Here is a 26,276-nt window from a genome sequence, read left to right as displayed (position 1 = left end):
AGATCGCTGCCCTGAACACGACGCAAGTCGCCGCCTTGGCCACCAGCCAGGTCGCCGCCATGACGACGGCTCAGATCGCCGCGATCGAGACCACTGACCTGAAGGCCATGACCACGGCCCAGATCGCGGGCCTGAACACGGCCCAAGTCTCGGCCCTGACGACCGCCCAGGTCGCCGTCCTGACCACGTCTGAAGCACGCGCCCTGACCACCTCCGGTGTCGCCGCCCTGACGACCGATCAGATCGTCGCCCTGAACACCGACCAGGTCTCTGCCCTGGTCTCCACTCAGATCGCCGCCCTGACCACCGCGCAAGTCGCCGTGATCGAGACCACCGACCTCGGTGCCTTGAACACGAGCAACATCCGCGCCCTGACCACGGCTGGTGTCGCTGCCCTGACGACCGACCAGATCGCTGCGCTGACCACCAACCAGGTCGCCTCGCTGACCACCAGCCAAGTCGCCTCCATGACGACCGCGCAAGTGGCCGCCATCGAAACGACCGACCTCAAGGCCATGACCACGGCCCAGATCGCAGGCCTGAACACGGCCCAAGTGGCCGCCCTGACGACTGCCCAGGTCGCTGCACTGACCACGTCTGAAGCCCGCGCCTTGACCACCTCCGGTGTCGCCGCCCTGACGACTGATCAGATCGTCGCCCTGAACACCGACCAGGTCTCCGCCCTGGTCTCCACTCAGATCGCCGCTTTGACGACCGCCCAAGTGGCCGTGATCGAGACCACCGACCTTGGTGCCTTGAACACGACCAACATCCGCGCCCTGACCACGGCGGGTGTCGCAGCCCTGACCACGGATCAGATCGCTGCGCTGACCACCAACCAGGTCGCCTCGCTGACCACCAGCCAAGTCGCCTCCATGACGACCGCGCAAGTGGCCGCCATCGAAACGACCGATCTCAAGGCCATGACGACGGCCCAGATCGCTGGCCTGAGCACCAGCCAGGTCGCCGCCCTGACCACCGCGCAGATCGATGCGCTCACCACCGCGGAAGTCCGGTCACTGACCACTTCCGGCGTGGCCGCGCTGACCACGGACCAGATCCAGTCCCTGACGACCTCGCACATCGTCGGCCTGGCAACCACGCAGATCGTGGCCTTCACAACGGCGCAGATCGCGGCCTTGGCCACCGACCAGTTCACGGCCCTGACCACCTCTCAGTTCGTGGCCATGAACACCACCCACATCGCCGCCTTCACGACGGCCGAAGTGAGTGCCATGCAGACCACCGACCTGGCGGTGCTGAACACGCAGCAAATCTCGGCCTTGACGACCGACGACATCGCTGTGCTGAACACGGCCCACGTGGCGGCCCTGACCACCACGCAGATCCACGGCCTGACAACCGACCAGATCCACGCCTTCACCACCACGGACATCGTGGCCCTCACCACGGCCCAGATCCACGAGTTCAGCACGACGCAGATCCAGGCGCTGAGCACCGACCAGATCGCCTCGATCGAGACCACCGACATCGCTGCACTGAGCATGGTCCAGGCCGCGGCCATCACCTCGACCCAGTTCGCGGCGCTGACCACGGAGCAGACCAATGCGCTGACCTCGGTCTCGCCAATCGTGCTGGACCTCAATGGTGATGGCGTCCACACCGTCTCCGCGGCCCATGGCACCAACTTCGACCTCCTGGCGAACGGACATGCCAGCACCGCGGGCTGGGTCTCCGCCACCGATGGTCTGCTGGTCATGGACCGCAACCATGATGGCCTGATCAACGATGGCACCGAGCTGTTCGGCGCCGCCACCGTCCTGTCCAGCGGACAGCGCGCTGGCGACGGCTACACGGCGATGAGGGACATCGACAGCAACCACGACGGCAAGCTCACCCTGGCCGACGCCCACTTCAAGGACCTCCAGGTGTGGGTGGACGCCAATGGTGACGGCATCACTGGCAACGGCGAACTCAAGACCCTGGCCAGCCTGGGCATCATCGAGATCGACCTGAACGCCAAGACCGGCACGGAAGTCGACAACGGCAACCTGCTGGGCCTCATCTCCAGCTACAAGACCTCGGATGGTGCCAACCATCAGATGGCCGACGTCTGGTTCAGCAAGGACGCCTCGACGACCACCACGGCAGCGGCGACCACCGCCACCGACGACGGCACGCACCACGCCGCCGTCCAGGCCGCCTCGGCCACCACGGCGGGTGACACCGCTGACGATGGCAAGGACAAGGTGGCCGCCGCGGGCACCGCCGAGCATCCGCTGGGGGTGAACGTGAACGACCTGCTGTCCGACCGGGGCCATGACCTGCTCGCCGGGCATGCCGACCCTGCCGCCACCCAGTCCACCTTGACCGTTGCCGAGGTTCACCACGAGGTACCGCTCGTCACCATCGACCACACCCAACTGGTCGACGACAAGCAGAACAACCTGTTGATCTGACGCGAACCGAGGAACTGCGCCAAGCCATGGCCGTTTATCCGGGGCAAGACTTGCCCCGGATGGACGCACCATGTAGTCTGGTCCGCGTGGATTTTTCCGGCGTGGGCAGACACCCCAGGAGGCAGGTCCGTCATGAGCACGAAAATCGCCATCATCACGATGGTCAAGGACGAATGCGACATCATCGAGTTGTTCGTCAAGGTCAACAGCCGCAGCGTTGACCACATTTTCGTGCTCGACCACAACAGCCAGGATGGCACGCAGCAGATCCTGCTGGCCATGCAGGCCCATGGCTATCCCCTGACCATCTTCAAGCACGAATCGGCGGACTTTCAGCAGGCCGTCCTGCTGAGCACACTCGCCCGCAAGGTCGCGGCCACCAATGTGTACGACTTCATCATCCCTTTGGATGGCGACGAGTTCATCCACACGCCAGAAGGCACGCTGGCGGAGGTGTTGAACGAGCAAATCCCCGCTGATGGCAGCGGCCTGCTGCCCTGGGTGACCTACATCCCCACCCACGGCGACTACCTCACCGCCAAGGCGCCGCTGTACGAGGTCTTCCGCAAGCGCAGCAAGGAGCCCGACCAGGTCTACAAGGTCGTGATCCGCAACGAACACGCCAAGAATTGTGTGATCGCCGAGGGCAACCACTGGGTGTTCATCGACGGAGAGATGGTCGAAGGCACGGTGCTGACCTCGGTGCTGCAGCACGTCCCCGTGCGTTCGGTGGAACAGATCAAGGCCAAGGCCCTGCTGGGCTCACGCCGACTGTCCATCAAGGTGGGACGCCACAAGGAAGAGCAAGGCGTGCACTGGGACCGGATGGCCGAGAAGATCCGCGCTGCCGATTACCACCTGAGCCCCGAGGAAATGCTGAACATGGCTTTCCTCTACGTGGCCAAGCCGCACCAGGAAAGCGACGAGTTGTCCATCGACGAGGACGCTCCCCGCATCGGCCTGGCGAAGGATGAGATCGAGTTGCGCGACATGTCGCGCATCAACCTGACCAAGAAGTTCGACCAGTTCATGGGCGACCTGTGCGCCGAGCTGCGCAAGGTGCGCGGCATCGGCGACGACCAATGAAAAAGCCGGGCTGACGAATCAGCCCGGCTTGCCCTCAGGTCAGTACGTGATCTTGAAGAGGATGCCTGGGTCCAGCTTCATGCCCACGTCCAGGGCCAGTTTGGTGCCTTGCTCGATGTCGAAGGAACGGTCCGTGGTGGGCTCGAAGGCATCGATGTGCGCCAAACTCTGGCGCCCGAACACGAAATTGCCCACCAGGCGCGCGCCCACCGAATACATCAGCGGCTTGAGCGACATCATGCTGGTGGCAGGCACCCCGATCAAGTGCTCTTCCAGGTCGCCCTCTTGTTGGGCATCCTGGGGGTAGAACCACAGCGGCGTGCTGATGAAAAGCAGCGAGTTCTCGCCCAGTGAAGACAGCAGGTTGCGCAACAGGCCCTTGGCCGTGGGCGCGTCGAGGTGCTCAATCACGTCCAGCAGGCACAACACATCGTAGGATTTCAACTGCTCGGGGCCGAGGTCCTGGGCATAGCCGTGCCAGATGTTGCGGTAATAACCCATCTCGAAGAGAGGTTTGTTGCAGCAGGTCACGTCGAAGCCATCGATCCCGTCCACGCTCCAGTGGGCGGTGCCGGGATTGGTCCTGATCAACTGGCCGAGCTCGCCTCGGCCAAAGCCGATGTCCAGCACCGAACGCGCCGGCGTGTTGTCGGAAAACAAGTGCAGGATCATGGGTTTGAGCGCCGCCGACGTGCCGTTGAATTGGTAATCCCGGGGAGCGATCTCCTCGACGATGGCGTAATCCTTGACAATCTGGCGAATCATGAAAGCTCCTTGGGCATGAACGGGCGTTGACCAAGTCTATGGTTCACCCCCCTTTGGCGGTCTCGCAAGAAGCCCTTGGGAAGTCCCTCAGTTCCGCTGTCATGGCACCGGCAAATCCCGCACCATGACCCTACCCAGCAGTCTGCCCAGGAGAATCCCGTATGCGCAATGTGGCCGTCGTCGTGCCGATCTACCAGGCTCAGCTCAGCGAGCTGGAGCACTTTTCGCTCAGGCATTCGCTGGCCCAATTCCAGAAAGGCCGAGCGGTTTTCTTCGTGGGCCCCGAAGGCCTGGACATGAGCCGCCACGCCGTCGACTTCCCCGGCATCCCCTTCATCCCCTTCGAATCTTCTTCGTTCAGCTCGGTGCAGGGTTACAGCCGCCTGCTCATGTCCAAGGCCTTCTACCAGCGCTTCGACCAGCACGAATTCATGCTCATCCTGCAGACCGACGCCATCCTGCTCAAGGACGAGCTGGACACCTGGTGCGCCCGTCCCTACGACTACGTGGGCGCCCCCTGGCCGGACGGTCTGGAGATCCTGATCAACCTCGGCCGCTTCGAAGGCGGACTGGGCAAGCGGATCCGCACGCACGTCGGCAACGGCGGCTTGAGCCTGCGCCGCATCCCCAAGTGCATCGCCCTGCTGGAAGAGTTTCCCGAAGCCGTGGACTACTTCGTCAAGACCGGCTCCAGCGAGGACCTGTTCTTCGGTTTCATGGGCCCGGTCTCGCTCGACTTCGTCATGCCCAACGAGTTCGTCGCCTCGACCTTCGCGCTGGAACTCAAACCCGAGTACTACCATGCCGTGAACCAGCAGCGCCCGCCCATGGGCGGGCATGCCTGGTGGAAATACAACCCGGCCTTCTGGCTCGACCTCCTGGGCCCTCACGCCGATGGCGTCCGCCCTCACCTGCCAACCCAGGCCTGAGGCTTGAGCCCATGACCACACGCACCGTCTACATCGAAGAATCCAGAACGCCCATCTACCGGCGCATCGCGCACGCCCTGGGCGCCGAACTGTCGCGCTGCGGACTGGAGGTGATGGTCGTCAAGCCCGATGGCTTCAACAGCCTCACCTTCCAGCAGTTCCTGCTCAAGCAAGGTGGCGCGGCTTACGTGTCCAACGCGGCCGGCAACATCATCCAGTCCAAGCAGCCCGGCAAGGACGAATACTTCTTCGAAAACTTCCCAGGCAAGATGATCTTCCTGCACCAGGATGCCATCCTGGGCGGCATCAACCTGCTGAGCGGCATCTCCAAACTGCAGGCCTGGAAGCGCGTGGCCGAACGCTCCGCGCACCTGTGCATCGAAGCCGACAATGTCCAGGATCTGGCTTCGGTCGGCATCCACCGCGCCGAGGTCGTGCCGCACGCCAGCGAGGTGCCGGCCACCGAGCCCAGCCTGGATGGCTTCGACCACGGCGCCACCTTCGTGGGGCACGCCGTGCCCAGCATCTACTACCAACCCACGGGCGACTCGCAACGCTTTCGCCAACTGGTGGACGGTGCCGTGCAAGCCCGCCGCCAGGATTTCGGCACGCCGCTGGAGCCCAGCGTCAAGGCCTACGCCGACCAGGCGCTGGATGGACTGGGCGATGCCAACGACCAGGCCGTCCTCCGCGTGGCGCAAGCGCAATGGCTGCGCAACCAGATCACCGGCCAGACCATGCCTCTGCGGGGTTGGGTGTTCGAGCAATGCGACATCGCACCGCTGGACATCTTCGGCGGCGACCCCGCCTACCTGCACAACGTGGCCCGCAACCTCCAGGTTCAACGGCCTGGCGTGGGCTACCACCCGGCGGTGTACGAACCCGCCGATGTTCAACGTGTGTTCAACAAAAGCAAGGTCAGCATCAACATCTCGTCACTGCAGTTCGACCACGCCGTGGTGAACCGCTTCCACGACGTGATCATGTCCGGCGGCTTGTGCCTGACCGATGCCCGCTCCGGCCTGGCCGACCTGACCTCGTCCCACGAAGACCTGTCCTACCGGACCCTGGACGACCTGAAAGACCGGACCGAGTATTTCTCGAAACCGGAAAACGCCCGGGTCCGCGCGGCCTTGATCAAAGCGGTGCAAAAGGACGTGGCGCAGAACTCGGGCTATGCCCTGCTGGCGCAGCTCATCGTGAAGAACCTGAACGCCCTCTGAGCCTCGAGGCCCAGGCCAGTCCGCTCGCCAGGCGGCCATGAAAAAAGGATGCCGGGTGGCATCCTTTTTTCATCCCATCCGGCCAGCTCGGGTCAAGCGGCGGGCGGCAACACTTTCTGCATCTGGGTGACCAGGTTGGCCCCCATCCATTCCTGCTTCAGGATCTTGAAATGGCCGGCGAAGCCATAGATCTTGGCCCAGCGGTGGGTGTCGTCGAAATAACGGATGAAGGTGTCTTCCGTGATGATGTTGACGTGCGTCGGATCCTGGAAGGCGGCATTGTGCGGGTAGGCCGGCGTCACCGACAGGAACACGCCCCCCACCTTCAACACCCGGTAGATCTCGTTCATCAACTGCACGAAAGGCAGTCGGTGGTTCGGCGCGTAAATGACGCGCGGAATGTGCTCGATGAACTGGTAGGCCGAGACGAACTCGAACATGTTGTTGTCATAGGGAATCGGGTCCAGCGCCAGGTCGGCGCTCGCGATGTTGCGGCCGATGTCCTCGCGGATGTCCACGCCATAGACTTCGTCGGCGTTGAAGGGATTGTTGGGGTTGGGTCCGCAGCCCAGGTCGAGGGTTTTCGTCACGACATGCTCCTGTCAATTGGTTTGTCAAGATTACGGCAGATCGATCCGCCGTGAAACCGTGAACAAGTTGTTGGTAATGGCTTTTATCCGGGCACGCCGATGGGCGCGCTGCTCAGCGCATCCACCGCGCCACCCAGCTCCGACTGTCGCCACATGGCCACGTACAGGGCTTCGAGGTTGCGGCAGAAGCTGCCGGTGTCGAACAAGGCCTGCGTGGCCTGCTGGGCCCGCAGCTTGGCCTTGACGCCCTGAAGCAACTCAGGGTTGCTGGCCAGTTGCAGCGCCAGCGCCTCGTAGCCTTCGGCTGAATCGGCGACCAGTTCGGGCATGCCCACGGCGTGCAACAGACTGCCAGCCACGCGCGCCGGGAAAGCGCCCCCCATGAAGGTCACCACCGGCAAGCCCGCCATCAGGGCATCGGCCGCCGTCGTGTGGGCGTTGTAGGGATGGGTGTCCAGGAAGATGTCGGCTTGGCGGTAGCGCGCCATGTGGTCCTCGACCAGGGGAACCCGACCGGCGAACACCAGGCGCGACGGGTCGATGCCCCGCGCCTGAGCTTCCTTGCGCAAGTTGGCCTGCGAGACCTGGCTTCGCGACATCAGCCACAACACGCTGCCAGGCACCTTGGCCAGCAGGCGCATCCAGATGTCGAACAGGGGCGGGTTGATCTTGTAGTCGTGGCTGAAGGAGCAGAACACCACGCCGGTGTCGGGCAGGCCGCATTCGGCGCGGGTGGGCGTGCGTTCGGAGATCTTCAGGCCGGCGTCGGTGGGCAGGTAGGCGTCGGGCAGGTACAGCACCTTCTCGTTGTAAAAACGCTGGTGTTCGGGCGGGATCACATGCCGGTCGGCAATGATGTAGTCCATGTAGCCGGTGCCCAGGGTGCCGGGATAGCCCAGGAAGTTCGCCTGCGCAGGCACGGGGCGGTTGGCAAAGATGTCGGTGCGCGAATCGGCCGTGTAACCGGCCAAATCGACGGCCACATCGATTTCCATCGAGCGCATCAGCTCGGCGATCTGGCGCGAAGTCATCGCGCGGGCGTCCACGAACTGGTCGAAACAGCCCAGCATGCGCGAACGCAGGCGGCTCTTGTCGTCGATGCCGAGGGAGATCGCCACGGTTTCGAATCGCGATTTGTCGTGGTGCTCGAAAATGCCGCACATCAGGTGGCCGACCGGGTGTTCGCGCAGGTCGGGCGACACGTAGGCCAGGCGGATCTTGCGATGGCGGTAGCGTTCACCGGTCCACAAGGGCTTCTTGGACGGCGGGAAGCGCGCCGCGAAAATCTGGGCGCTGATCTGGTGGTCCGCGCAGTCGTCGGAGAACGCCATCAAGGGCAAGGATTTGCAGGTGCGCTGGCGAACCTTGATGCCGTCAATGATTTTCGCCGAGTTGTCGGCAAAGCCGTGCCAGTCGCAGGCATGCAGGCGCTCATAGGCCAGCAGGCCCAGGCCATAGTCGTAGTTCGGGTTGACCTTCAGCAGGCGCTCGAACATGGCAATGGCCTCTTCGCTGCGCTTGAACTCGGTCAGGATGATGCCGCTGTTGCCCATGGCGGCTTCGTGGTCCGGCTTGATGGCCAGAACGCGCTGGAAACGTTCCAGCGCCTCCAGGTGGCGTTGTTGCTCGCGCAGCAGCACGCCGCTGTTGAGCAGCACCTCGGTGTATTGAGGATTGATTTCCAGGGCCTTGTCGTAGCTGGCCAAGGCCTCGGCCAGCCGGCCGGTCGATTGCAGGGCATTGGCGTAAGCCATCCACAAGGGCGCGAAGGTGGGACAGGCCACCACGCCGCCTGAAAGCAATTCGATGGCCTGGGCGTGGTCGCCACGCTGCAACAGGATCACGGCCAGCGAGTAAAGCGCGGCGCCATCGGCCGGGTGCGTGCCCAGGTAGGTACGGAACAGGGCTTCGGCCTCGGGGATGCGGCCTTGGTTCTGCAGCTCGATGCCCCGGATCAAGGCCGAAGGATCATGGGTGAGCACCGGCGCGGCATCGTCGCCCTGCCCCTTCGCGGGCTGGTTGCGCCGGGGCGCGGTGGCGTGGAATCGATTTCCCATCATTGGAGGCCCTGTGACACGGCGCTATCGCCGCGACATCCAGCTTAGAGGAGGTAAAAATTCACGCTCGGGACAACAAAGCGGTGAAAACCGCCTTGATTCTGCGGCCAGGCTTGGCCTTATTCAAGGCCAGGGTGTTTCTCCCCGGCTTCGCCTTCGATCACTTGGTGATGAGGATGAACCGGCCGTCGCTGGTGGGCGGTGGGCTACCTGTTTCCGTCGCAAACTGGGTGGACATGGGGGTCAAGGCCCCCGTGGTGGCGTTCAGGGTGAAACCAGTGATCTGGTTGGTCGCACTCTGCACGGCGTAGATAAATTTGCCAGAGGGGTCTGCGGCCACCGAATAAGGTGCCCCCCCCGTCAGGGCGGCCGTGGCACTGGCGCCCCCCAAGGCCGTCAAAGCACCAGCATTGCCGACCGCTTGACCGATGCTGAAGGCGGCCACATTGCCCGTGCCTGGCAAGGACAGATTGGTCACGTAGGCGAACTTGCCGTTGGGCTCGACCGCCACGGAAGTGGGTGTCGTGCCACCCGACAGCGCGAGGCCTGGATTGGTCGGTGTCAAGGCGCCATTGGTCGTGTTGACGCTGTAGGCGGTGACGCTGTCATTCCCAAAATTGGCCACATAGGCATAGATGCCCGTCGCAGACGTCACGACGGTGATCGAGTTCGGCGAGTCCACCGTCGTGGTCACCGTGCCTTGGAGGATCAGCGCGCCTGGCACATGCCCGCCCGTGCTGCTGGTGTCGATCGAATAGATCGAGATCGAGGAGGAGGCGAAGTTCGCCACGTACACGAACTTGCCGGTGGGGTCCACCGCGATGCTCCGCGGATTGGTGCCAGTCGAGGCGAACGGCGAGCCGGCAATCGGGGTCAACTGGCCCGTGGTGCTGTTCAAGCTGTAAGCCGAGATGGTGCTGGCGGCGATGTCGCCATTGGCAACGTAGACATAGCGCCCCTGCGGGTCCACGGTCACGGCCGTGGGCTGGGAGCCAGCCGTTGCAGGCAAGCCGTTGGCGGTCAGGGAGCCGTCGCTGTTGATGTTGAACACCGAGACGTTGTTGCTGCCATTGTTGGCCACGTAGGCAAACCTGACCCCGGGATCCACGGCAATGGATTCAGGATTGGTGCCAGTGACCCAGGGCGAACCAGCACCGGCGATCGGCGTCAGCAGGCCCGAGGTTGCGTTGACAGAAAAACCTGACACATTGCTGGTCCCCCGGTTGACCACATAGGCAAATCGAGGCGGGGCAATGCCGGCACCCGGCACATAGACCGGTGGAGTCGGAGACGCGGAGGTCACATAGTTCGGGTTGTTGCCGCCACACGCGGTCACCAGGAGGCTGGCCATCCCGGCCGCCAGCACCCACGCCAAGCTGTGTCTGTTCATAGAACCCCTGCCATGATGTGCAATCGATTATGCGGCTTTCGAAGGGATATCGGCAATTGCAGGGCAGGCTTGATGGTCATGGCTTTTGCTCCGGCATGAGCCAAACGGACAAACCGCTGCCCAGCGAGCGCATCTGGGCACTTGCGGCAAAGCCATCGTGCAGGGCGTTGACGTAGGCAATGCGCAGGCCAAAGTGATCGGCCTCGGAAGACATCACGTCGAACAGGGAACGCTTGCCCAGCTGAGACCACTGCTGGAAGGTGAAGTTGCGGACCTTTTCGCTGTCACGCAACACATCGACATAACGCTTGGCCCGTTCAAGTGACGTGGTCGCGATGTCGTAGACCTCCGCCGTGCGGGCGAATTTCGAGGACAGCAACTCGGCCAGTTGCTGGCGCGCCGATTCGGCACGCTTGTTGGCGGCCATGGACGCGGCCTTGTCCGAGAAGCCATTGAACAGGCTGTACGAGACGCTCACGCCGGCCTGCCAGGAAGACACCTTGGCGGAGCCCGCCAGGCCTTCGGTCTTGGACAGGGCCCAGTTGAGTTGGGGCTTCTGGCCCGCGACGACGGCCTTGGCATAGCTCTCCATGGCATCGGCCTGGGTGCGCAGCTGTTGCGCATCGTTGCCGAATTCGATCTGGCGGTTGATTTCGCCGATCTCAGGCACGGCAGCCAGCGGCACGGTGATGCCTTCGCCCAACGCCAGCTTGTCGCCAATGATCTTGCGCAGGCGGAACTCGATCTGGCGGCTCTGCGCCAAGGCCGCATCGCGTGACAGTTCGGTTTGAGCCTGGGTCTTGCGGGCCTGCACCAGTTCACTGGCCCGCCCCTTGTCCTCGGCCACGATGCCTTCCAGGGCCTCGACCAGGCAACTCATCTTGCGGGCATATTGCTGGTAGACCTGGGCCTGCAGGCGAAACCGGTTCCGCTCGAGCGCCGTGGTGACCGCTTCCAGCACCACTTGCTCTTGCGTCACGGCCGCGCCGTACTTGGCCGACCCGGCCAGTTGGCTGCGCCACTCGGTCAGGCGGTTCAGGCGCCCCCCGTCGTACAGGTTGGACGACACATTCAAGGACACGTTGCTCTGGGTGCCTTTTTGCGTCGTGACACCGTCCACCTGGGTTCTGCCAGGCCCGACCGTGCCGCTGACGCTGACTTGGGGATAGCGTCCGCCCTTGGTCTCTTCCAGGTCGTAATCGGCGGCCTCGGCCAGCAACTTGGCCGCGCCCACTTCGGCGCTGCGGCGCGCGGCTTCGCGGGCAATCAATCGCAACTGCGTCATCGGGTCCAGCGGCGCTTCGGTGTCGGGTGCCGGGGTGGCGGCTGCGGCCTTGGCGCCTGACTTCGGGGGGGGCACCACATCGTCGGTGCAGCGCCCGGCCACCGCCTGACCGCAGAACAGACCTGCCAGGGCGCCCGCCAACAAGCTCAACTTCAGTGTTTCAACAAATTTCATGGCTAACGTTCCCGGAAGGCTTCCTGTGACTTGACGAGCGGCATGAGCAGGTACTCCAGCACCGTGCGTTCGCCGGTGCGCACCTCGACCGATGCCGTCATGCCAGGCATCACCATCAGGGGCTTCTTGCCCTGGTGCAAGGTGGATTGGTCGGACCGGATGAGGGCCCGGTAGTAAGTGGTGTCCTGCGCGGCAGCGGCCTTGGCCTCTTCGCCCAAGGCATCGGGGCTGATGTAATCGATCGTGCCCTTGAGGCCACCGTAGATGTAGTAGTCGTAAGCGGACAGCTTGACCGTGACCGGCAGTCCCACCTTGACGAAGCCGATGTCCGAAGGCTTGATGCGCGCCTCGATCAGCACGCGCGGACCGATGGGCAGGATTTCCATGATCGGCGAGCCGGCCTGGACCACACCACCCACCGTGGCAATGCGGATGTTCTTGACGAGGCCATGCACCGGCGACTTCAAAGTCGTGCGGGTCAGGACGTCCTGCTTGACCACCATCTGCTCTTCGAGCTGCGCCAGTTCCGTGCGGGCCTTGACCAGCTCGGTGCTGGCCTCCTGCCGGAAGCGGTTGATGCGTTCCTGGATCTGCAGCGTCAGGTCATTGCCCTGGCGTTGCAGGCGCATCACCTCGACCTCGGACATCAGGCCCTTGGCCGACATGCGTTGCGCCATGGCCAGTTCGCGGTTGAGCAAAGCCAGGCTGCGGCGGTTCACGGCCACACCCTCTTCCAGCGCCTGGCGGCGCGCGGCATAGGATTCGGATTCGCCCTGCACGATCTGTGGCTGGGCCAGCACTTCGGGCGGGAACAACAGACGTCGTCCGGTGGACTCGGCCACCAGCCGCGACAAAGTCCCCTTCAGGGCCACGAGCTTGGCCTGGCCTTCGTTCTGCTGGGCCTCGAAACGGGTCGGGTCCATCTGCAACAGGTCCTGGCCTTTCTCGACCAGCATGCCTTCGCGAACCAGCATCTTGTGCAGGATGCCGCCTTCAAGGCTGGCGATCACTTGTTCGCGGCCATCGGCCACCACCCGGCCTTCGGCCTTGGTCACCTGATCGACGCGGGCGACGCAAGCCCAGACCACGGCCGTGAGCACGGCGATGAACATCAGGTACAGCGCCCACGACGCACGCGGCGTGGCCTCGGTCAGCTGGGCTTCCTTGACGCCCGACAGGAAACGTTCGTCGCCCCGGAAGTAATGGCCCTGCACCTTGTCAGCGTGTGATGACATGCGCCCTTCCCTTACATCCCACCAGCAGCGCTCAGCTCACGCCGCGCCTGGGGAGCTTCGGCTTGCACCGGTTGGGGCGCCGCGGCGGTGGGCACGGGCTTGCCGGCCAGCAAGGCCAGCACGTGGGCTTTGGGGCCATCGGCCAGGATGCGGCCGGAATCCACCACGATCACGCGGTCGACCACGTCCAGCAAGGCCGGACGGTGCGTGACGACGACCAGGGTCTGGCCATCCACGGCGGTGCGCAGGTGGTTGATGAAACTGGACTCGGCCTGCGCGTCCATGGAACTGGTCGGCTCGTCCATCAGCAGGATCTGCGAGCGCGTCACCAGGCAACGGGCCAAAGCCACCAGCTGGCGTTGGCCGCCCGACAGCAAAGCCCCCATCTCACCCACAGGCAGGTCATAGCCCATGGGGTGGCCGGCGGCGAGCTTGTCCAGCCCCGTCAAGCGGGCCACGTTGATGAAGTGGCTCATGTCCGCGTTGGCGCGGCCCAGCATCACGTTGTCCTTCAAGGTCCCCTGGAAAAGCCTGGGTTCCTGCGACACGAATCCAACGTGGGTGCGGAAATCGGTGGGGTCGATCTGGCGCAGGTCGATGCCATCCACTTCGACGAAACCGTCGGTGGGCTGGTACAGGCCGCCCAGCAAACGCAGGATGGTGGACTTGCCGCTGCCGATCTTGCCCAGGATGGCCACGCGTTCGCCGGGGCGAATCTGCAGACTCACCCCTTTGAGCACGGTGGGCGAATGCTGGTTGTTGCCCTTGGGGTAGGCAAAGCTCACGTCGTGCAGGCCGACCTGGCCAGTCAGCGATGTGCGCGACAGGTAGCGCTTGCCGGGGTCACGCTCGGTCGGCAGGGCCATCAACTGGTTCAGGGCGATCAGGGCGGCCTTGGCCCCCTGGTAACGCCCCGCCAGCGCGACGACCGAGGTCAGGGGCGCGATGGCCCGGCCCGCGAACATCACGGCGCCGATCAAAGCGCCTCCGGAAATCTTGTTGTCTTCGATCAGCAGCACGCCCCAAATCAACATGCTGACCGTGACCAGCGGCTGGATGACCGTGGTGAAGTTGCTGACCCAACTGGCCACGGCGCGCGAGCGCAACGAGGAATGCGCTGCGGCGGCATTGGCCTCTTCGTAGCGCGTCGAGAAATAGCCTTGCGCGCCAGCGGCCCGCACGTCTTCCATGCCCTCGACGGCTTCGACCAGCACGCCTTGCAAATTGGCATGCTGGCTCATGTTGGCCGACATCATGCGGCGCAGGTATTTCTGGATGGCCCAGGACATGCAGAACACCAGCGGAATCGCCACCAGCAAGACGGCGACCAAGGGCCCGGCGATCACGTAGGTCATGATCACGAACAGCAGGATGAAGGGCATGTCCGTGACCACCGAGATGCTGGCCGAGGCCGTGAAATCACGCACCACTTCGATCTGGGACAGGCGGTGCGCGAAGGAGCCCGCCGATTCCGGCCGGTGCTCCAGACGGATGGCCAGCGCCTGGTTGAACAGCATGTTGCCCAGCTTCAGGTCGGCCTTCTTGCCGGCCATGTCGATCAGGTAGCTGCGAAGTTGCCGCGCCACCATGTCGAAGGCGATGCCCAGCAGCGTGCCGGCACCCAACGACCAAAGCGTCACCAGGGCCTTGTTGGGAATGACCTTGTCGTACACCACCGAGGTGAAGAAACCCGTCACCAGCATCAGCACATTGCTGATCAAGGCGGCCAGCATGGCCGAACGGTAGTAAGGCACGTAGTTGCGCAGCGTGGACCACAACCAGTGGGAGTCGGACTCCTCGACCTCGGGGGTGCCATGGCGCATGCCCGCCCGCAAGGCAGCGACCAGGGTGTAGCCCGAATACTCGGGCAGCAATTCTTCTTCGGTGGCGGTGCAGATCTCGTTGTCCGCCCCGGGCATGATCACTTCGTACCGCGCCCCGCCCGCGCGCTTGGAGCGCTCGCCGACACGGCGTGTCACGATGCAGGCGTCGCCGTTCTTGAGCAGCATCACCACCGGCATCAGCAAAGTCAGGATCTTGCTGGGGGGACGGCGCACCACGGTGGCATTGAAGCCTGCCTGGCGCAACAACTGAACCGCCTGCATGGCCGTCATCGGGCCATTCAATTGCAGGCCATTCAGCAGGGAAGCCGGCGTGCGGTCCACGCCATGGTGGCGGCACAGCCAGAGCAATGCTTCCAGCATCGGGTCGCTTGGAGGCGGGCCATCGTAGGAAGAAGGCGCACCCTCGCCTTCCACCAGAGGCTGCTCTAGCGCCTCGTGCGGATCGGCCAAGCCAGGGTCAACTGCGTCTTCCACCTAGGAAACTCCTTCATGTCGTACCTCTGCATGCTAGAGATCGACGCTCAGGACTTAAGGCGCAATAAAACCCCGTTGACCCGTCTATTCCGGGCCTGATTCAGGACAAGAGACTCAGCTCCTCCTCGTTTTGCACCTGGGCCAGGTTTTCCGGACGGCGGGCCTCGATCTGCTGGGCCAGGAACTGGGCATCCCGCGCCACCCCGGAAAATCGACCCGAGCCCCAGGTGTGCAGCCAAGGCAGGCCGATGAAGTACAGGCCCGGCACGGCGGTCACGCCCCTGACGTGGCCAGGGTGGCCCTTGCCGTTGAACACTGGCGCGTCCAGCCAGCTGAAATCCGGCTGGAACCCGATGCACCAGATGACCGAGGTGATGCCGGCCACCCGCAAATCGAGGGTGAGCCGTTCTTCCTTCGGTTGCCAAAGCGGTTGGTAAACCTCGCCGGGTGGGGCCTCGATGCCGGAAGCGGCGATGAACTGGTCGATCGACGCGTTGATGCCGTTGTAGATGCGGTCGGCGTGGTCCAGGTTCTCGCGCAAATCACCCTCGAACTGCAGCACCTGGCCATCCAGTCCTTTGAGCAGACCGAACAGCTCCATCCCCTCAAGGGCGAACTTGCGCAGGTCGATGTCGCGGCCACCATCACGGCCGGTGACGTAGTGGTTGGTGTTGTCGCGCACGCCCTCGCGCAACGGGTGCTCGTTGACGGATTTCTCGTAGTAGCCCATGTCGGCCAGCCAGTCGACCACGTCTTTGCCACGGTAGAAGCGCGCGCAACGGGGCGCGTTGCCCGTGGCCAGGAAAACCTGGCGGCCGCCCAGGTGCAGGTCCTCGGCGATTTGCGCGCCAGACTGCCCGCAGCCCACCACCAGCACCGCGCCTTCGGGCAAGGCTTGCGGGTTGCGGTACTGCTCGGAATGAATCTGCACGATGTGGGCGGGCAGGCGCTCGGCCATGCGCGGGATGATGGGCTGGTGGTAGCCCCCCGAGGCCACAACCACCTGGTCGGCCGTGAAATCGCCTTCGGACGTCGACACCTCGAAGCCACCCTGCCGGCGCGGCGCCACGCGCTTGACGGACACACCTTCGAGCATGGGCGCGTTCACGTGCTGCTTGAAGCCTTCCAGGTAGGCCAGGATCTCGTCCTTCTTCATGAAGCCGTGTGGGTCGCTGCCTTGGTACTCCCAGCCCGGCAGCTTGCACTGCCAGTTCGGCGTGACCAGGCAGAAGGCGTCCCAGCGCTGGGTGCGCCAAGAATGCATGGGCTGGCTTTTTTCGATCACCAGGTGGTCGATGTGGCGCTGCTGCAGGCAGTGGCTGACCGACAGGCCGGCCTGCCCGCCCCCGACGACGATGACGCCATGGTGTGGAATGGATGAAGTGGTGGTCTTGCTCATGGTGATCTCGTTGAAATGGGTCTTGGCTTATTCATCGAATGACAAAACTTGGACTTGGGCCGTGTCCTTGGTGGCGTCAAAGCGCTGCGCCTGCCTTTCGAGGTCGGCCAGTTGGTCCATGGCCGCCGAACAGGCGAAGCCGAACTTCGCGCGGACGCGTTCGGAGGCGATGTTCAAGGCCTCGCGCACCTGGTCCATGAACTGCGGCAAGGGATAGCCGCGGCCGGGCTGGAAGTAATCCTTGATGACCAGCGAAGGCGAATAGCAGCGCGTGACGCTGCCGTCAGGCCAGCGAAGGTGAAAGTGCATGGCGGGCATGGGGCAACTCCCTGAGTGAATGGAAAGCACGGTAGAGCGCGGCATGGCGTTGGGCGCTGGCGGGCCAGCTGAAGCGTCGGCAAACGTCGGGAGGTTCGCGTGCCAGGGTGTCCGCGCTGGCTTTGTGCTTCAGCACCTCGTGCATGGCGCGGGCGATGGACGCCACGCTCATCGGGTCGGCCCAGGTGCAGTCGGTGTCGTCCAGGTATTCGGTGAAAGGGGCGATGCGGGAGACCACCACGGGGGTCCCGCTTGCCAAGGCCTCGAGCACGACCAGGCCAAAGCCTTCGCGCACCGAGGGCATCAGCAAGGCGTCGGCGGCGCGGAACAAGGCGGGCATGTCGCGGTCGGGCACCGCGCCAGTGATGACGACGGCTTGGCCGGGACCGATCGGCAGGCCGCTGGCTTGGAGGGTGGCGCTGAACTGCTGCACGTAGTCGTCGTGGTTGAGCAGGCTGGCGCCGCCCACGATCGCCAGTTGGGCACCAGGCAGGTCGTGCCTGATCTGGATGAAGGCTTCGAGCACGCGCAGGGTGTTCTTGCGCTCTTCCACACCGCCCACCATGAGGAACAGCGGCGCGCCATGGGCCTGTCCTGCCACCAGCCCATGCCGTTGGCGAACCTGCTGGTCGCACGGCTCTGGGACGCGGCTGTAGCGCAGTGTGTCGACCCCGTTGTGAACCAAGGCCGCTTCCAGGCCATGTTCCTGGCGCAACACGCTCTGCCAGAGCCGGCTCACGCACAGCACCTGGCTGGCCGCGAGAAAGCCGCGGGTCTGCCAGGCCATCAGGCGGGGATCGTCGAAATGGTCCAGGTGGTGCACGGTCCGCACAAAGCCGCTGATCAAGCCCCGATCTCGCAGATTGGCCAAGGCATTGGCACCGATCGCATCCTGTGCGTGCAGCACGTCGAAGGCATGGCCAGCCTCCAGCCAACCCAGCACATGCCGCTCGATGGCCTGGATGCGTGCGCCGACCATCTCGGTCATGTCGCGTGAGGCGGGCCCGACCGGGATCAATTCGACGGGGCACGGCAAGGGGCGGAAAAAAGCTTGGCCAGCGGTGGCCGGGGCCATCACCGTCACGCGGTGGCCGGCCTGGTGCAAGGCTTGCGCCAGTTCCAGCGTGTGGACCACTCCACCCCGTGGGTTGACCGAATGGGTCAGCAGGGCGATGCGCAAAGCGCCATGCAGGGCCTCAGACATGGTCGGCCCTGGCGCCAATGAAGGTCTGTTCCGACACGTCCCACAGCAGCGCTTCCTCGCCTTGGCACCTCAGCATGACGCGCGGCGAGGCGGTCACCTCGCCCACTTCCTGGCAGGCCAGGCCGCGGGCCCGGAACCGCGCCGCCACGGCGGCGGCCAGCTCCGGTCTCACGCTCATCACAAAACCATAACTGGGAAACGATTGCAGCCAGCGCAGCATGGGCACGCCGGGCGGCCGGGGAATGGCGTCCAGGTAGATCACCGCCCCCACCTGGGAGCATTCCAGCAGCATCAAGGCCGTGCCCACGGCACCGGCCATGCTGATGTCCTTGGCCGCATCGCACAGGCCTTCCTCGGCCAGGGCGGGCAGCAGTTCCAGGTCGGCTCGAAGGCGCTCGGCCGGGGCGCTGGTCGAGGCGTTCCAGTAAGGGTGAGGTTCTTGATAGCTTCCACGCAGGTCCACCGCCATCAAAAGCCTGTCGCCAGGTCGGGCGTTGAAGCTGGTCAGCAGCTTGCGGGCCCGGCCCAGGATGGCCACGGCCAACTGGCCTCCCTGACAGCGGTTGTTGCTGTGGCCGCCCACGATGGGCACGCCATAGCGTTGGGATGCCTCCGCCAGACCACGCAAGATTTCACCGCCAGGGGACATCCCGTCACTCCACAAGGCGTCGACCACGGCCATGGGCCGGCCGCCCATGGCGTAGATGTCGCTCACGTTGACCATCACGCCGCAGTAACCCGCGAACCAGGGCATGCCTTCGACGAAGTCGGGGGCAAAGCCTTCGATGGCGAACAGCAGGTAACCGTCGCCGTCGGGAATGGCCGCGCAGTCATCGCCCACGGCCACCGCTTGCGACAGGTCGTCGACACCGCCAGGCAAAGCCTTGGCCAGGGCGCCCATCACGTCCCCGATGTCGCGCTTGTGGGCGAATCCTCGGCTCGACTGCAAGGCGGTGGTCAGCTCAGTCAGGTTCATGCGGGGCTCCGGCTTCGGGTGGCGAATCCCCACAAGGGGTCGTGGCAAGGCGGGTGCTGGTCGAGCCGGGCCTGCATCAAGGCGTGCGGCCGGCCATGCAGGGTCTCGGCTTTCAAGCAAGTCCAGTTCAGCTTCTCGAACAAAGGCACGTTCTGTTGCTGCACGTGCGCCAGGAAGAGGTGACAGCCCCGCGCGTGCGCGCTGCACACCGCCAGCCGGATCAGCATGGCGCCCAGGCGTCCGTGGTGCCGGAAGGCGGCATGCACCGCCAGCCTGGAGCCCCACCACAAACCGGGCTCGGCCTCGTGGATGCGCACCGTGCCCACCACCTGGTCGGGCATGCCGCCCACTTGCGACACCGCCACGAGGGCTTGCGCCTGCTGGTCGACCACGTCCAGGTCATCGCCCACGAAGACGCCCTGTTCCACGCAGAACACGGCACGCCTCAGGCGGCGGGCCTGGTCGATCTCCCAGGCGCTGTCGGCCCACTTCACGCGGAACTCGCAAGGCGTGAAGGCGGTGGGCAGTTCGCACATCGCCGCCATCGCAACAGGATTGTTCAAGGTGGCGTCCATGCCTTGTGCCCCGTCAAGCCGTGGCGCCGGTTTCATACACCGACAGCGACGAGCACGCACCGCACTTGCCGCAACCCGCCTTGATGTCACCCGAACGCAAACCCGCCTTGCCCACCATGGCCCCCAACGGCGCGAGGATCGACCTCATGAAATCGGACGATGGCGGCGCGTGGTCTTCCAACGGCGTGCCACTGATGGGCACGAAGGGCACCACGAAGGGGTACACCCCCAGCGACAGCAGCTTTTCAGAAATCGACAGGATGGCTTCGCGCGTGTCGCCCAGCCCGGCCAGGATGTAGGTGCTGACCTGCCCGCGCCCGAACACCTTCACCGAAGCCTCGAAGGCAGCCATGTAGCGACTCAAGGGCACCGAGGCTTTGCCCGGCATGATGCGTTCGCGCACTTCGGGTGTCACGGCCTCCAGGTGCATGCCCAGGGTGTCGATGCCCGCAGCGTGCATGCGCTGGAACCAGCGGTCGTCGTCCGGCGGCTCGCATTGGCCTTGCAGCGGCAAGTTCACGGCGGCCTTGATGGCGAAGGCGCTGTCGCACAGCACCTTGGCACCCCGGTCTGTCGCGTTTGGCGTGCCCGTCGTCATCACCATGTGCTTGACGCCGTCCAGCAGCACGGCGGCGCGCGCCACCTCGGCCAATTGCTCGGGCGTTTTGTGCGCGATGGTGCGGCCTGCGGCCAATGACTGGCCAATGGCGCAGAACTGGCAGGTCTTGCGCCGGCTCGCGTAGCGGATGCATTCCTGCAGGACCGTGGTGGCCAGCACGTCCGATCCGTGCAGGGTCGCGATGTGCGAGTAAGGCACGCCGTCCATGGTCTGCATGGCATAAAAGCGCGGCTGTTTGGGAAAGGCAATGCTCGCGATCGGGATGCTGCCACGCGTCAGCTTGCTCTGCCCCTGCGCATCCGGCGCCTGCGCCACGAAGGGCGAGTTCCAGGCGCTGGACGTGTGCACGGGGACCATGATGGTGTGCCCGTCCACCGTCACCGCCTTGTGGTCCGACGGCCCCGCGCCGCCGCGCCGGCTGGCCACGCCACCATTGGGCGAGCCCGGGTCAGCCAGCCGCAAGCCGAAGGACTGCAGCTCCGTCATCAGTTGCCGGCTGGCCGCCGAGGGCGGAGGAAGGGTTGGGTTGCTGTCCAGCGTGGTCATGGTCTTGGCTCCGTGATGGCATGGGGAAGGCCGTGGTGGCGGGTCGGTCGTTGATGGCCAGGCTCAGCAGTTCTGGCCGCGCGTAGTGGCCCACCGAGTCCATCATCCGTTTGCGCTTGGTGATCAGCGCCATGTCCAGGTCGGCGATGACCATGCCCTCGCCTTCCTTCAAAGGCGGGGCAAGGTGCACGCCTTCGGGCGAGACGATGGCCGTGTTGCAGCCACCTCGCAGCGCCTTCTGCAAGGCCGGGTCGGGCGTGATGGCGGTGATCTGCGCGTCGGTCAGCCAGCCAGTGGCGTTGATGACGAAACAGCCGGCTTCCAACGCGTGGTGGCGGATGGTCGCCTCGATCTGGTCACCGAAGATGGGCCCGACCAGCGAGCCGGGAAACTGCGCGCAGTGGATCTCTTCGTGCTGCGTCATCAGCGCGTAACGGGCCAACGGGTTGTAGTGCTCCCAACAGGCCAGTGCGCCCAGGCGGCCCACGGCGGTGTCCACCACTTTCAGGCCCGCCGCATCGCCCTGCCCCCAGATCATGCGTTCATGGAAGGTGGGCGTGAGCTTGCGGCGCTTGAGCACCAGCTCGCCATTGGCGTCGAAAATCAGCTGCGTGTTGTACAGGCTGCCGTGGTCACGCTCGTTCACGCCCAGCACCACGACGACGCCATGCGCCTTGGCGCGCCCGGCCACCGCCTGGGTGACGGGCCCCGGCACCACCACCGCACGCTCGTACAGCCGCACGTGGTCGGCCCCCGACGCCACGGGCGGCCGCACGAAAGAGAAGTACGGGTAGTACGGCACGAAGGTCTCGGGAAAGACCACGATCTGCACGCCCTTGGCGGCCGCCTGGTCGATGGCCTCGCAGACCTTGTTCAAGGTGCCATCAAGCGACTCGAAGTCGGGCGAGATCTGGACCGCCGCCGCGCGGATGATGCCAGTGGTCGCCATCACAGGGTCCAGGTGTCCAGGATGAAGGCGTTGCTCTTGCGGTGCAGCAGCACGATGTCAAGAACGTCGAGCGGGCTGATCGGCTTGATGCCTTCGATCAGCGCGCCTTCGCCGTGGCCGTACAAGGCTTGCAGGGCGAAGCGGCAGGCGTAGACCTTGCCGCCTTCGGCGATGAACTTCTTGATCTGGTTGTTGAAGTTCTGGTGGCCCGGGAAGGCTTCATCGCCCAGGGTGGGGAAGCCGCGCTGCACACCCAGCGTCACGCCCGGGCCGTACAGCAGGATGGAGGTCTCGAAGCCCTTGCGTTGCAGGCGCGTGGCCTGCAACAGGTTGACGAAACCGATGGAGCCTTCAAAGGCCACGGTGTGGAAGGTGACCAGGGCCTTCTCGCCGGGATCGGCCTTCACGTCTTCAAAAACCTTCTCTTCGTAATCGACCAGGAAATCGCCGGTTTGGTTGGCTGGCTTGGTGACTTTGGGCATGGATCTTCTCCGGTGGTGTGGTCGCCGCAAACGCTGCGTGCGCAACTTGTTTTGCACGGTGTGTGCCACCGGATGGCCCGTGAAAAGCGATCAATCCGCAATCAAGTCCCAACCACGCGCCGTGGCGGCCTGAAAAAAAATCCAAGGGCACTGAGGAGCCGACTGAACCAGCGAACGCCTCCGATCAAGAGCGCACCGAAACAGCGCCGAGCCATGCGATCAATGCCTCCGATCATCGAGTCGCCATGCACCTTGATTGGGATTGATCCCGCTGGGGCAACCCCGCGATCAGGCCCGCTTCATGCAATCAATCAGCCTCAATCCCATGCCATCAATGAATGCGATCAATCCGCCATGAGCAAACCCACCCAGCATTGGCTGCGCCGCCTTGAATCCAGCGGGCAACCCGCCTACACCCTGATCGCCGACCTGATTGCCGAAGACCTGCGCAGCGGTCGCCTCACCGCACGCGATCGCCTGCCCACTTTGCGCGAATTGGCCGACGACCTCAGCCTGAACTACACCACCGTCGCTCGGGCCTACGCCGAGGCCCGCAAGCGCGGCCTGATCGACTCGCGCCCCGGCTACGGCAGCTATGTGCGTGGCAGCAGCCCCTCCCTGCCCTTGCGCGGCGGCAGCGGCGCCGAGATGACCATGAACCTGCCACCCGAGCCGCAAGACGCCGGCCTGCAGGCCCGCATGCACGAAAGTGCCATGGACGTGATGGCCCGCGCCGACCTGTACGACCTGCTGCGCTACCAGGACTTCGGCGGATCACCGCAAGACAAGGACGCCAGCGTGCAGTGGCTGCGCCGGCACCTGCCGGATTGCGATGCCTCGCGCGTGCTGGTCTGCCCCGGCATCCACAGCGCCCTGGCCGCGCTGGTGTCGCAACTGGCTCGCCCCGGCGAGCTCATCTGCGTCGAAGCATTGACCTACCCCGGCATCAAGGCCATCGCCACGCAGCTGGGCATCAAGCTGCACGCCCTGCCGCTGGACGACGATGGCCCCAGTGCCTTCGAGTTCGAACAGGCCTGCAAGACGCTTAAGCCCAAGGCCTTGTACTGCAACCCGACCATGCTGAACCCGACCACGGCCACGGTGACGAAAAGCCGCCGCGAAGCCCTGGCCGACATCGCCCTGCGCTACAGCGTGCCCATCATCGAGGACGATGCCTATGGGATGCTGCCACGGCATGCGCCCACGCCACTGGCCCTGCTCGCCCCTGAATTGACGTACTACGTCACCGGCCTGAGCAAATGCCTGGGCGCTGGCCTGCGCACCGCCTATGTCTGCGCACCAAACGCCCGCAAGGCGCAGACCCTGGCCGGCGCCTTGCGGGCCACGACGGTCATGGCCTCGCCCATCACCAATGCCTTGGCCACGCGCTGGGTCACCGATGGCACGGCCGATGCCATGCTGCACGCCGTGCGCGCCGAATCCATGGCACGGCAAGCCATGGCCGAACACCACCTGGGACAACACCAGTTCCTGGCTCAGCCCGAAGGCTTCCACCTGTGGTTGCCACTGTCATCGCCATGGAGCATGGTGGAGTTCGCGTCCTATCTGCGCACACAGGGCGTGGGCGTGGTCGCCAGCGCGGCCTTTTCGACCGATGGCGATCCACCAGACGCGGTGCGCATCTGCCTGGGAGGGCCCCTGTCACGCGGCGAATGCGAAGAAGCTTTGAGACTGATCGCCGACACGCTGGACCACCCCCTGCACCCCCATGCCACCGTGCGGTCCTGACGCCCAAAACCCACTGAGCTGCCGTCACAATGCAGCATGCTCAGAACGCTCCAATCCGTCCATTTTCCGGTTCAGTACCTTGAGATCACCGAGTCGCTGGTGAAGGCGCGCGGAGGCCGTGTGGCCGAGGTGCGCGAGCGCTGCGGCCTGCCCCCACAAGGCAGCCGGGATGTCCCCCAGCCCACCATGATCGATGGACACCAGTTGCAGACCTCGATGCGGATTGGCCTGGACCACTGCCTGCCCGGTCGCCCGGCTTCCCTGCAAGTGCTCGAGCATTTCCCGTTGACAGCACACGGCATGCTCGGCATGTTGACCATCGCCTCGCAGACCGTGGGCGAGGCCTTGGACATGGCCCTGCAGTACCACGCCCTGGTGATGCCCGTGTTCAGCCTGAGTCGCCAACCTGGCCCGCAGAACAGCGCCGTGGTGAAGTTCGAGCAGGTGGTGGATTTCACGCCTTTCAACGAATTGTTGGCGGAGTTGGTCGTGGGCACCTTCCGCACCGTGGCGCCCTACACCTCGCTGGCACAGCCTGTGATGGGGGTTTGCTTCAAGCACGCCGCGCCGCCTTCAGAGCAGTGGCCCGAGTACGAAGCCTTTTTTGGCATGCCGGTGCGCTTTGATGCGCCCTACCAGGGCTTCACGGTGTCCCACGACTCTTTGCAGAGCCCCTTGATCACCGGCAACCGCGCCACCCGCGACAGCCTGGAGGCCATGCTGCACAAACAGGCGCCCCAAGGCGTGCGCCTGACCCCGTTGACGCAGCGCGTGCGCCAGGCCGTGGGCACAGGCCTGCAGCGCGGCGCGCTGGTGCAGGCCGCGCACATCGCGCATGAACTGGCCTTGTCGCCCCGCAGCTTGAGCCGGCACTTGCAGGACGAAGGCACCACGCTGACCGAGATCATCGAAACCCTGCGCATCGAACACGCCGAGCAATTGCTGACGAGCAGCGCCCGGCCTGTGCAGGAAATCGCAAGGCTGGTGGGTTACGCGGACGCCTCCAGCTTTTCACGAGCGTTCAAGCGGGCCACGGGCCGCACACCCGCCGAGGTGCGCGAGCGAACCGGCGGCCTGGCCCGCTAGACGGCCTTGTCAGGCCGCGCGCACGGCGGCCAACACCCGGTCAGACGCCTCGATCGGATCGCCCGAGCGCTCGAAGGCGTCCATCCACACACCGTGGTGCCCCATCTCTTCATGCTGCCAGGGATGAAAACCAGGCTTGTAATACGACAGGTAGTAGCCCAGCGCGGGCAGGAACACACCGCCCGGTTTGTACAGCCACCACAAGCCACGCGCCCAGATGCCCAGTCGCTTGAAGAAGCCGAAGCCATCGGTCTTGAGCATCTTGTTGACCATGTACATGACCCCGATGGGGTACTCGATGCTGAAATACACCAGCCCGAGGATGCGCGTGAAGTAACCAGCCTTGGCCACCTTGGTCAACACGTCGAAGGCCACCGCCTTGTGCTCGACCTCTTCGATCGAATGCCAGGTGTACAGCGCGCGCATTCGGGGGTCGAAGGGCCCGATGATGTCCTCGCGCTCGATGAAGGTCGTGCACATCATCGCCGTCAGGTGCTCGGCCGCCGCGGTGTAGGACAGGTTGAAAGCCTTGGACCAATGCTTCAGCTGGGTCTTGAACTTCCAGTCCAAGAAGCGCTGCGAGAACGCCACGGCCACGCCCTGGCGCGCCAGCAGTTCATTGAACTGCGTGTGCACCATGCCATGCTGCGCCTCTTGCCGCGTGAAGTCCTTGACCTCCTGCAGCAGTTTCGGGTCGGCCACCTGGTCGCGGTAGTTGCGAACGGCACTGATGAAGTAGCGCTCCCCGAGCGGAAAGGTCAGCGACATCGCATCGAACAAGCGGGTCTTGAACGGATCTCCCCCGTTCCAGAAGCGGGGGATGTCGTCGTCGAGCTGAAAATCGAGCTGCTCGCGCGGCTGGATGGGGCGTTGCCCGTGTGTCGTCGTCATGCGGATCTCC

At 64.5% G+C, this 26,276-nt stretch carries 22 protein-coding genes; 6 read left to right on the top strand and 16 right to left on the bottom strand.

The features are described from left to right. A partial coding sequence (locus ACREB4_RS15490) for a beta strand repeat-containing protein (RefSeq protein ID WP_431589126.1) occupies positions 1 to 2,420 on the top strand: 2,420 nt, incomplete at its 5' end. Positions 2,421 to 2,552: 132 nt separating this feature from the next. Next, complete coding sequence (locus tag ACREB4_RS15485) at positions 2,553 to 3,506, top strand: glycosyltransferase family 2 protein (RefSeq protein WP_431589125.1); 954 nt, start codon at positions 2,553 to 2,555, stop codon at positions 3,504 to 3,506. Positions 3,507 to 3,545: 39 nt separating this feature from the next. Here ACREB4_RS15485 and ACREB4_RS15480 read toward each other — a convergent pair whose 3' ends face one another. Beyond that, on the bottom strand, positions 3,546 to 4,271 hold the full coding sequence (locus tag ACREB4_RS15480; RefSeq protein ID WP_431589124.1) for a class I SAM-dependent methyltransferase: 726 nt from the start codon (positions 4,269 to 4,271) through the stop codon (positions 3,546 to 3,548). A 161-nt stretch (positions 4,272 to 4,432) separates the two neighbouring features. Here ACREB4_RS15480 and ACREB4_RS15475 point away from each other — a divergent pair, with 161 nt between their 5' ends. Then, on the top strand, positions 4,433 to 5,200 hold the full coding sequence (locus ACREB4_RS15475; RefSeq protein WP_431589123.1) for a DUF5672 family protein: 768 nt from the start codon (positions 4,433 to 4,435) through the stop codon (positions 5,198 to 5,200). Positions 5,201 to 5,211: 11 nt separating this feature from the next. Next, positions 5,212 to 6,423 carry a glycosyltransferase family protein gene (locus ACREB4_RS15470; protein ID WP_431589122.1) on the top strand — a complete coding sequence of 404 codons (1,212 nt, stop codon included), beginning with the start codon at positions 5,212 to 5,214 and terminating at the stop codon, positions 6,421 to 6,423. Positions 6,424 to 6,515: 92 nt separating this feature from the next. On the opposite strand, the gene ACREB4_RS15465 is transcribed toward ACREB4_RS15470, so the two are convergent. The 14 genes from ACREB4_RS15465 to ACREB4_RS15400 all read right to left on the bottom strand — a co-directional run bounded on the left by ACREB4_RS15465 (position 6,516) and on the right by ACREB4_RS15400 (position 22,540). Further along, positions 6,516 to 7,013: a methyltransferase domain-containing protein gene (locus tag ACREB4_RS15465; protein ID WP_431589121.1), complete on the bottom strand. Its 498-nt coding sequence runs from the start codon at positions 7,011 to 7,013 to the stop codon at positions 6,516 to 6,518. 83 nt (positions 7,014 to 7,096) lie between these two features. Beyond that, the gene (locus tag ACREB4_RS15460; protein ID WP_431589120.1) at positions 7,097 to 9,073 is read right to left on the bottom strand and encodes a tetratricopeptide repeat protein; all 1,977 of its coding nucleotides are present in this window, start codon (positions 9,071 to 9,073) and stop codon (positions 7,097 to 7,099) included. 157 nt (positions 9,074 to 9,230) lie between these two features. Further along, entirely contained in the window at positions 9,231 to 10,460 is a 1,230-nt protein-coding gene (locus ACREB4_RS15455) for a lactonase family protein (protein ID WP_431589119.1), read from the bottom strand. 76 nt (positions 10,461 to 10,536) lie between these two features. After that, the gene (locus tag ACREB4_RS15450) at positions 10,537 to 11,919 is read right to left on the bottom strand and encodes a TolC family protein (RefSeq protein WP_431589118.1); all 1,383 of its coding nucleotides are present in this window, start codon (positions 11,917 to 11,919) and stop codon (positions 10,537 to 10,539) included. Between the two features lie 2 nt (positions 11,920 to 11,921). Continuing rightward, positions 11,922 to 13,154, bottom strand: a complete 1,233-nt coding sequence (locus ACREB4_RS15445) for an HlyD family type I secretion periplasmic adaptor subunit (protein WP_431589117.1) — start codon at positions 13,152 to 13,154, stop codon at positions 11,922 to 11,924. Between the two features lie 11 nt (positions 13,155 to 13,165). Next, a complete protein-coding gene (locus tag ACREB4_RS15440; RefSeq protein WP_431589116.1) occupies positions 13,166 to 15,472 on the bottom strand; it encodes a type I secretion system permease/ATPase in 2,307 nt (768 codons plus the stop codon). Between the two features lie 100 nt (positions 15,473 to 15,572). Further along, the gene (locus ACREB4_RS15435; RefSeq protein ID WP_431589115.1) at positions 15,573 to 16,871 is read right to left on the bottom strand and encodes an MSMEG_0569 family flavin-dependent oxidoreductase; all 1,299 of its coding nucleotides are present in this window, start codon (positions 16,869 to 16,871) and stop codon (positions 15,573 to 15,575) included. Positions 16,872 to 16,898: 27 nt separating this feature from the next. After that, positions 16,899 to 17,189, bottom strand: a complete 291-nt coding sequence (locus tag ACREB4_RS15430) for an MSMEG_0570 family nitrogen starvation response protein (RefSeq protein WP_431589114.1) — start codon at positions 17,187 to 17,189, stop codon at positions 16,899 to 16,901. Next, positions 17,155 to 18,393, bottom strand: coding sequence for an MSMEG_0565 family glycosyltransferase (locus tag ACREB4_RS15425; protein WP_431589113.1), 1,239 nt, complete (start codon positions 18,391 to 18,393; stop codon positions 17,155 to 17,157). The genes ACREB4_RS15430 and ACREB4_RS15425 overlap by 35 nt, the downstream gene beginning before the upstream one ends. Then, positions 18,386 to 19,369 carry a sll0787 family AIR synthase-like protein gene (locus tag ACREB4_RS15420; RefSeq protein WP_431589112.1) on the bottom strand — a complete coding sequence of 328 codons (984 nt, stop codon included), beginning with the start codon at positions 19,367 to 19,369 and terminating at the stop codon, positions 18,386 to 18,388. Before ACREB4_RS15420 ends, ACREB4_RS15425 begins: the two co-directional genes overlap by 8 nt. After that, positions 19,366 to 19,914, bottom strand: a complete 549-nt coding sequence (locus ACREB4_RS15415; protein ID WP_431589128.1) for an MSMEG_0567/Sll0786 family nitrogen starvation N-acetyltransferase — start codon at positions 19,912 to 19,914, stop codon at positions 19,366 to 19,368. The genes ACREB4_RS15420 and ACREB4_RS15415 overlap by 4 nt, the downstream gene beginning before the upstream one ends. Before the next feature lie 43 nt (positions 19,915 to 19,957). Then, the gene (locus ACREB4_RS15410) at positions 19,958 to 21,049 is read right to left on the bottom strand and encodes an MSMEG_0568 family radical SAM protein (RefSeq protein ID WP_431589127.1); all 1,092 of its coding nucleotides are present in this window, start codon (positions 21,047 to 21,049) and stop codon (positions 19,958 to 19,960) included. Beyond that, positions 21,012 to 22,058: a Nit6803 family nitrilase gene (locus tag ACREB4_RS15405; protein ID WP_431589111.1), complete on the bottom strand. Its 1,047-nt coding sequence runs from the start codon at positions 22,056 to 22,058 to the stop codon at positions 21,012 to 21,014. Before ACREB4_RS15405 ends, ACREB4_RS15410 begins: the two co-directional genes overlap by 38 nt. Then, complete coding sequence (locus tag ACREB4_RS15400; protein ID WP_230182357.1) at positions 22,058 to 22,540, bottom strand: MSMEG_0572/Sll0783 family nitrogen starvation response protein; 483 nt, start codon at positions 22,538 to 22,540, stop codon at positions 22,058 to 22,060. Before ACREB4_RS15400 ends, ACREB4_RS15405 begins: the two co-directional genes overlap by 1 nt. A gap of 354 nt (positions 22,541 to 22,894) precedes the next feature. Here ACREB4_RS15400 and ACREB4_RS15395 point away from each other — a divergent pair, with 354 nt between their 5' ends. Together ACREB4_RS15395 and ACREB4_RS15390 are read left to right on the top strand one after the other, a co-directional pair. Then, entirely contained in the window at positions 22,895 to 24,289 is a 1,395-nt protein-coding gene (locus tag ACREB4_RS15395) for a PLP-dependent aminotransferase family protein (protein WP_431589110.1), read from the top strand. 36 nt (positions 24,290 to 24,325) lie between these two features. Then, positions 24,326 to 25,375, top strand: coding sequence for a helix-turn-helix domain-containing protein (locus ACREB4_RS15390; RefSeq protein WP_431589109.1), 1,050 nt, complete (start codon positions 24,326 to 24,328; stop codon positions 25,373 to 25,375). Positions 25,376 to 25,384: 9 nt separating this feature from the next. Here ACREB4_RS15390 and ACREB4_RS15385 read toward each other — a convergent pair whose 3' ends face one another. Next, the gene (locus ACREB4_RS15385; RefSeq protein ID WP_431589108.1) at positions 25,385 to 26,266 is read right to left on the bottom strand and encodes a metal-dependent hydrolase; all 882 of its coding nucleotides are present in this window, start codon (positions 26,264 to 26,266) and stop codon (positions 25,385 to 25,387) included. Positions 26,267 to 26,276 lie beyond the last annotated feature (10 nt).

Origin of the sequence: Aquabacterium sp., assembly GCF_050725395.1 — a bacterium.
Lineage (GTDB): Bacteria > Pseudomonadota > Gammaproteobacteria > Burkholderiales > Burkholderiaceae_C > Aquabacterium.
Note: the sequence above shows the minus strand (reverse complement) of the source record. Positions and strands in the feature narration are given on the sequence as shown.